Origin of the sequence: Sandarakinorhabdus sp. (assembly GCF_040398645.1) — a bacterium.
In the GTDB taxonomy this organism is placed as follows: domain Bacteria; phylum Pseudomonadota; class Alphaproteobacteria; order Sphingomonadales; family Sphingomonadaceae; genus Sandarakinorhabdus.
This window is the reverse complement of the sequence record NZ_JBBATR010000025.1, coordinates 33,085-39,089: the sequence shown is the minus strand read 5'-3', so window position 1 is coordinate 39,089 and position 6,005 is coordinate 33,085. Positions and strand designations below refer to the sequence as shown.

Annotated in this window: 6 protein-coding genes; 3 read left to right on the top strand and 3 right to left on the bottom strand. The window is 65.9% G+C overall.

The window, feature by feature from the left end; genetic code table 11:
* Nucleotides 1-212: 212 nt before the first annotated feature.
* From hisG to ABWP50_RS07840, 3 genes are read left to right on the top strand one after another with little or no spacing between them, the layout of a single operon-like run.
* Nucleotides 213-875: an ATP phosphoribosyltransferase gene (gene hisG, locus ABWP50_RS07850; RefSeq protein WP_353217443.1), complete on the top strand. Its 663-nt coding sequence runs from the start codon at nucleotides 213-215 to the stop codon at nucleotides 873-875.
* Nucleotides 859-2,157 carry a histidinol dehydrogenase gene (hisD, locus tag ABWP50_RS07845; RefSeq protein ID WP_353217442.1) on the top strand — a complete coding sequence of 433 codons (1,299 nt, stop codon included), beginning with the start codon at nucleotides 859-861 and terminating at the stop codon, nucleotides 2,155-2,157. The genes hisG and hisD overlap by 17 nt, the downstream gene beginning before the upstream one ends.
* Nucleotides 2,154-2,606, top strand: a complete 453-nt coding sequence (locus tag ABWP50_RS07840; protein WP_353217441.1) for a hypothetical protein — start codon at nucleotides 2,154-2,156, stop codon at nucleotides 2,604-2,606. The genes hisD and ABWP50_RS07840 overlap by 4 nt, the downstream gene beginning before the upstream one ends.
* A 10-nt stretch (nucleotides 2,607-2,616) precedes the next feature.
* On the opposite strand, the gene ABWP50_RS07835 is transcribed toward ABWP50_RS07840, so the two are convergent.
* The 3 genes from ABWP50_RS07835 to ABWP50_RS07825 all read right to left on the bottom strand — a co-directional run.
* The gene (locus ABWP50_RS07835; RefSeq protein ID WP_353217440.1) at nucleotides 2,617-3,762 is read right to left on the bottom strand and encodes a serine hydrolase domain-containing protein; all 1,146 of its coding nucleotides are present in this window, start codon (nucleotides 3,760-3,762) and stop codon (nucleotides 2,617-2,619) included.
* Nucleotides 3,763-3,838: 76 nt separating this feature from the next.
* A complete protein-coding gene (gene purH / locus ABWP50_RS07830; RefSeq protein ID WP_353217439.1) occupies nucleotides 3,839-5,425 on the bottom strand; it encodes a bifunctional phosphoribosylaminoimidazolecarboxamide formyltransferase/IMP cyclohydrolase in 1,587 nt (528 codons plus the stop codon).
* A 49-nt stretch (nucleotides 5,426-5,474) separates the two neighbouring features.
* A partial coding sequence (locus ABWP50_RS07825) for a heparinase II/III domain-containing protein (protein WP_353217438.1) occupies nucleotides 5,475-6,005 on the bottom strand: 531 nt, incomplete at its 5' end.

Sequence of the window (6,005 nt, the reverse complement as noted above, 5' to 3'; positions counted from 1 at the left end):
TCATCTTGTCCCCTGCTTTTGACGCAGGCTTTTTTGCTTTCACGCAACAATTTCAATGCTGTATCCCGCCCGATTCGTCCAAACGGTCAAAACTGGACAGCGGTTGCCGCAATGCTGGCGCTCTTTCTCACCGACGGATTCACCTTGGCGGCCGGCATGCGGCGCCCGCGCTGTGGCGTTTTGTTGGCGCCCGCGCTATGCCGCGCCGCATCATGGTCCCCCCAATCACGCTTGCCCTTCCCAAGGGCCGTATCCTCAAAGAGGCGCTGCCGCTGCTGGCGCGCATCGGCATCGTGCCGGAAGCCGATTTCACCGATGAAAACAGCCGAAAATTGACCTTCGCCACCAGCCGCCCCGATGTGCAGGTGATCCGGGTGCGCAGTTTTGATGTCGCGACCTTTGTGGCCTTTGGCGCGGCGCAACTGGGCATTGCCGGCAATGATGTGCTGATGGAGTTTGATTTTTCCGAGATTTACGCGCCGGTTGATCTGGATATCGGCCATTGCCGGCTTTCGGTGGCGCAGCCCGCCGATCTCGATCCCGATCTGTCCCGCCTGAGCCATGTGCGGGTGGCGACCAAATATCCCGGGCTGACCCGCCGGCATTTTGCCGCCCGCGGCATCCAGGCCGAAGTGATCAAGCTGAACGGTGCGATGGAATTGGCGCCGCTGGTCGGCCTGGCGACGCGGATTGTCGATCTTGTGTCCACCGGCAAGACCCTGGCCGAAAACGGCCTGAAAGAAGTGGAAGTGATCGCGCCGGTCACCAGCCGCCTGATCGCCAACCGCGCCGCCTTCAAGACCGATGCCCGTATCGTGCCAATCATCGATGCCATGCGCAGCCTCACCGAGATGAACGATGCCGCAGCGGCTTGAGGCCGGCGCGCCCGGCTTTGCGGCCGCATTCGCCGCGCTGGTCGATGCCAAGCGGGACGACGCCGCCGATGTGTCCAGCGTGGTGGCCGGCATCATCGCCGATGTGCGCACCCGCGGCGACGCGGCGGTGGCGGAGCTGACCGCGAAATTTGACCGCGTCGATCTGGATGCGGCCGGCTGGGAATTTGCACCCGCCGATCTGGATGCGGCGCTGGCCGGGCTGACACCAGAATTGCGCAGCGCGCTCGATCTGGCCGCCACCCGCATCCGCGATTTTCATGAGCGCCAGAAGCCGGTGGGCAATGACGCTATCGACGCCGCCGGCGTGCGGACAGGGGTGCGCTGGACGCCGGTGGATGCCGCCGGCCTCTATGTGCCGGGCGGGCGCGCCGCCTATCCGTCATCGGTGCTGATGAACGCCATTCCCGCCGTGGTGGCCGGGGTGCGCGATCTGGTGATGGTGACGCCGACTCCGGATGGCGTGATCAACCCGCTGGTGCTGGCTGCGGCCCGTGTGGCGGGCGTGTCCCGCGTGTTTCGCATCGGCGGCGCGCAGGCGGTGGCGGCGCTGGCGTACGGCACCGCGCACATCCCGCGCGTCGATGTCATCACCGGGCCGGGCAACGCCTATGTGGCTGAAGCGAAACGGCAATCATACGGCGTTGTCGGCATCGATATGGTGGCCGGGCCATCGGAAGTGGTGATCGTGTCGGACGGCAAATCCAATCCGGAATGGATCGCCGCCGATCTGCTGGCCCAGGCCGAACATGATCCGGTGGCGCAATCCATATTGATCACCACCAGCGCGGCCGAAGCCGATGCGGTGGAACAGGCGGCGGCGCGGCAACTCGAAACCCTGCCCACCGCAGCGGTCGCCGGCGCATCCTGGGGGAAATATGGCGCGATCATCGTAATAGATGCATTGACCGATGCGCTGCCGCTTCTGGATGCGCTGGCACCGGAGCATGCGGAATTGATGATCGATAATCCCGATTGGCTGTTTGCCCGGATGCGCCACGCCGGATCGGTGTTCCTGGGCCGCCACACGCCCGAAGCCGCCGGGGATTATCTCGCCGGGCCGAACCATGTGCTGCCCACCGGGCGGCGGGCGCGCTTTGCCAGCGGGCTGTCGGTGGCGGATTTCATGAAACGCACCACGTTTCTGGATTGCGGCCCGCGCGGGCTGGCAGCGATCGGCCCGGCCGGCGCCGCCATCGCCGATGTCGAAGGCCTCGCCGCCCACGCCCTTTCAATTCGGCTGCGGCTGGAGCCTTCGAAATGAACGCGAAAACCATGCGGCGCCTCCGCCAGCTCCACCTCTATGTCGGGGTGTTCTTTGCTCCCGCCATCTTGTTCTTCGCGATTTCAGGCGGCCTGCAGGCCTTCCGGCTGCAACAGGCCAGCGGCTGGGATGGGGCACCGCCGCCGCAATGGATAGCGGTGATGGGTAGCGTTCATATCGATCAACGCCTGCCGGCGGCCGAACCCGAAAAAAAGCCAGGCGTCGAAGCCCCAAAGCCGCCTGTTGACCCTGCCAAAGTGGCCGAACGCAAGGCGAAGGCGCAAAAGGCGCTGCCGATGAAAATATTCACCGCTGCGCTCGGCGCGGCGCTGGGGCTGGCCACGCTGCTGGGCGCGGCAATCGCGATCAGCATGAAATCAACACGCCGGGTTTCGTTGGTGATGCTGGCGGCGGGTGCCGTGGTGCCGGCGATCCTGCTGCTGGCCTGACCGCGGCGGCTTACACGCCGTACACCGCCCGCTCAAAGGCGTGCACCACATCCAGCGCCGGCTGCTCACCGAACGGCAGGTGCTGCATCATGATCACGGCGGCGATGTCGTTGGTGGGATCGATCCAGAAATAGCTGTTGGCGATGCCGTCCCACGCCAGGCTGCCGGCGGCGCGGCCATCCGGGCCGGCCTGCGAATTGATCAGAAAGCCGAGGCCCCAGCCGCAATCCATGGCGGGGAACAGATCGATATTGCCGGTCATGCCCGGCAGGTTGGTCACCAGCCGGCCAGCGGGCATCGTCACCTGATTGCGGGACATGTCGGCGATGGTTTCGGGCCTGAGGATGCGGGCGCCGTTCAGGCTGCCGCGGTTCAGGATCATCCGGCAGAACGCCATGTAATCGCTGGCCGTGCCGATCAGGCCGCCGCCGCCGCTTTGAAATTCGGCGCCTTCGCCGCCGCCAAAGTGGACCGGGAACGGCACCAGCGCATCGGGTGTGCGCACCGTCAGCGGCGTCAGGCGCGCCTTGATCGCTTCATCAAAGCGAAAGCCGGTGTCGGTCATGCGCAGCGGGCCAGTGATGTGGCGGGCCAGCCAATCACCGAGTTTCATGCCGGACAGTTTTTCGACCACCTGCCCCACCCAATCGGTGGAAATGCCGTAAATCCACTGGCTGCCGGGATCGGCGAGCAGCGGCAGGTTCAGACTGGTCAGGCTGCCGGCCTTGGCCGGATTGTGCGCCCGCCACTGGGTCAATTCGGCGGACATGAATTCATAGCCAAAGCCCGAGGTGTGGGTGAGCAATTGGCGCAAGCTGATCGGGCCAGTGGCCGGCCGCGTCACCGGCTTGCCTTCGTCGTCAAAGCCTTCCAGCACTTGCGGATCGGCCAGTGCCGGCAGCAGCGTGCCCAGATCGTCATCCAGTCCGATGCGGCCCTGTTCCACCAACTGCATCACGGCGACGCTGGCGATGGCCTTGGTCATCGATGCGATCTGGAACAGATCATCCTGCGCCAGCGGTGGGCCGCCCGGGCCTTTGGTGCCCACGGCAATCTGCGCCAGCGTGGCTTCGCTGTTGCCCACCACGGCCACCGCGCCGGGGATGCCGCCAGCGGCCAGCGTGGTTTCCAGTGCAGTCCTGATCCGGTCAAGCATGTCGGCGTCTCCCCAATGCACAGTCGTTAGCCGCTCGCGGTGTCGCCTGAAACCTCTCGGCTCCGGCAGGGCGCGATCAATGCCGGAAGTGGCGCATCCCGGTGAAGACCATCGCCAGCCCGCGTTCATCGGCAGCGGCGATCACATCCCTGTCACGGATCGAACCGCCCGGCTGGATGATGGCGGTTGCGCCGGCTTCGGCAGCGGCGATCAGGCCATCGGCGAAGGGGAAAAAGGCATCGGATGCCACGCAGCTGCCGATGGTGCGCGGCTGCGGCCAGCCGGCAGCTTCGGCGGCATCAATGGCCTTGCGTGCGGCGATGCGGGTGGAATCGAGCCGGCTCATCTGGCCAGCGCCAATCCCTGCCGTGGCGCCGCCCTGCGCATAGACGATGGCGTTGGATTTGACGTGCCGGGCCACCGTCCAGGCGAACAGCAGATCGGCCCATTCGGCTTCGGTCGGCGCGCGCTTGGTCACCACCTGGCAGGCTGCGCGCAGCACGGCGCCATTGTCGCGGCTCTGCACCAGCATGCCGCCCGAAATCGGGCGCAGCATCAGGCCGGGCCGGCGCGGATCGGGCAGATCGGCGAGCAGCAGGCGCAGGTTCTTCTTGGCAGCAAAGACGGCGCGCGCATCATCGTCGGCGCCCGGCGCGATCACGACTTCGGTGAAAATCCGGCTGATGGCCTCAGCCGTCGGGCCATCGAGCGGCTGGTTGACGGCGATGATGCCGCCAAAGGCCGACACCGGATCGCAGGCGAACGCTGCTTCATAGGCGTCAACCAGGCTGCTGCCGGTGGCAACGCCGCACGGATTGGCGTGCTTGATGATCGCGCAGGCTGGGCCGCTGCCACGCCATTCGGCAATCAAATCGAGCGCGCCATCGGCGTCGTTCAAGTTGTTGTAGCTCAATTCCTTGCCCTGCAACTGGCGGGCTGCGGCGATGCCGTGGCTACCGCCTTGCGGCAGATACAAGGCCGCCTGCTGGTGCGGATTTTCGCCATAGCGCAGCATGTCCTGCCGGGTCAGCGCGATGGGCAGCACCGCCGGGAACATCTCGCCTTGATCGGCAAAGGCAAACCAGCTGGCGACCGCGGCATCATAGGCTGCGGTGTGCGCAAAAGCGGCGGCGGCCAGCGTGCGGCGCATCGCCAGCGGGGTCGCACCGGCATTGGCGGCCAGTGCCGCGATGAAAGCCGGATACTGGTCCGGGCTGGTCAGGATGGCGACATGGTCATGGTTCTTCGCCGATGATCGCACCATGGCCGGGCCGCCGATATCGATGTTCTCGATGATGTCGGCGCGCGGTGCGCCTTTGGCGACGGTGGCGGCAAAAGGATAAAGATTGATTACGGCCAGATCGATTGGCGCAATGCCGTGCGCCTGCATGGCCGCAACATGATCTTCATCATCGCGCAGCGCCAGCAGGCCGCCATGCACCCGCGGATGCAGGGTCTTGACGCGGCCGTCCATCATTTCCGGGCTGCCGGTCAGTTCGGCGACATCCATGACATCGTGGCCGAGCGCGCGCAGCGCCGCTGAGGTGCCGCCGGTGGACACCAGCGCCACGCCGTGCGCCACGAGAGCAGCTGCCAGCGGCTCCAGGCCGGATTTATCGGAAACAGACAAGAGTGCGCGGCGAATGGGAACAAGATCAGTCATGGCGGCAGCGCCTAGCGGCTTGGGCCGGGCTTGTCAGCTTGAAACACGCTTACTTGCCCGCGCGCTTCAAGCTCCAGTGCAGATCGGCGGCCAGTTTTTCGGTGCTGCCCGATACGATCAGCTGCTGGGTGCGGTGCAATGTGCCGGCGCTGTCCACCCAAATCGATGCTTCGATGCTCAATTGGGCGGTGCCATCGTCCCGGCGCGCCTTGAATGCCCAGATGCGCCCGGCCGGGGTTTTCAGAAGCGCGCCCATGCCATCGGCGGTTGGTGTGGCCGATACGCCTGGCCCGAGATGAAAGCGCAGATCAAAGCTCCGTTCCCGCTGCCGGCGCAGCAGCCGCGCCGGGGCCGCTTCGATCACATCCTCGCCGGCAAGCTCGGTGCCGTCGCTGGTCAGCAGCAGCCGCCGCCGCACCAGCAGGCCGTAACGCCGGGCATAGCCATCGTGGCTGGCATCCAGCAATTGCCCGCCGCCAGCGGAGCGCAGCGCCAGGCTGACTTCATCAACGCCGGCGCCCAGCGTGCCATCCGGCCGGATGCGGGTGCTGTTGGTATCTTCAATCACCAGCGTGCTGTG

Bases quoted from the DNA above. Each gene is read 5' to 3' on its own strand.
- hisD (WP_353217442.1), top strand. From the start codon at position 859: ATGCCGCAGCGGCTTGAGGCCGGCGCGCCCGGCTTTGCGGCCGCATTC.
- hisG (WP_353217443.1), top strand. From the start codon at position 213: ATGGTCCCCCCAATCACGCTTGCCCTTCCCAAGGGCCGTATCCTCAAA.
- ABWP50_RS07835 (WP_353217440.1), bottom strand. From the start codon at position 3,762: ATGCTTGACCGGATCAGGACTGCACTGGAAACCACGCTGGCCGCTGGC.
- purH (WP_353217439.1), bottom strand. From the start codon at position 5,425: ATGACTGATCTTGTTCCCATTCGCCGCGCACTCTTGTCTGTTTCCGAT.
- ABWP50_RS07840 (WP_353217441.1), top strand. From the start codon at position 2,154: ATGAACGCGAAAACCATGCGGCGCCTCCGCCAGCTCCACCTCTATGTC.